Raw genomic sequence first — 824 nt, 5'->3', positions numbered from 1 at the left:
TATGATAAAAAGGAAGTAAGAAGATTTAAATTATATGCTACAAAATATCCATTAAATGAAGAGCATTTACTTTTTTCACTTGTAGATATTAATGATGAATATATATTAAAAAAAAATCTAGAAAAAGAAGTAAAAATTAAAAGTGAAGAGAATCTTAAACAATACCAAATTTTACAACAAAGATCTAAGTTTGCAGCCATGGGAGAGATGATTGCAAATATTGCACATCAATGGAGACAACCTATAAATGCACTAAGTGCTTATAACCTTAATATTGTAATTAAATATAATAAACAAGCTTTAAATGACCAAATAATTGAAGAATTCTCAAATAAATCTCAAATGCTTATAAATAAAATGAACTCTTTAATAACAAGTTTTAGTAACTTCTTTGAACCTGATAAGGTAAAAAATAGATTTAATATTAAAGACTCAATATATGAAGCATTGTCTTTATTAGAAGATACTCTTGCTTTAAATAAAATAAAAGTTAATATTAATTGTAAAACAGATATTTATTTAGATGGATATAAAAATGAATTTGAACAAATTATTCTAAATATATTAAATAATTCTAAAGATGCTTTTATTTCAAAAAATAAAGAGGATGAGATAACAATTACTATATCTAATAATATAATAGAAGAATATTTAAACATAGAAATTATTGATAATGCAGGGGGAATTGAAGAAGATATTGTTACTAGAATTTTTGAGCCATATTTTACAACAAAAGAAAAAGATGAAGGAACAGGGATTGGTCTTTATATGTGTAAAGTTATAATTGAACAATCAATGCATGGCAAAATTGATATGATAAATTT

General features: G+C 22.7%; 1 protein-coding gene. It reads left to right on the top strand.

Annotated elements, in window-relative coordinates:
- Positions 1-824 (top strand): sensor histidine kinase (locus GBG18_RS15010; RefSeq protein WP_193311188.1); only part of this gene is annotated, 824 nt, incomplete at both ends.

Source organism: Poseidonibacter ostreae (genome assembly GCF_009208075.1).
In the GTDB taxonomy this organism is placed as follows: Bacteria; Campylobacterota; Campylobacteria; order Campylobacterales; family Arcobacteraceae; genus Poseidonibacter; species Poseidonibacter ostreae.
The sequence above is the reverse complement of the archived record's forward strand: the minus strand, read 5'-3'. Positions and strand labels throughout refer to the sequence as shown.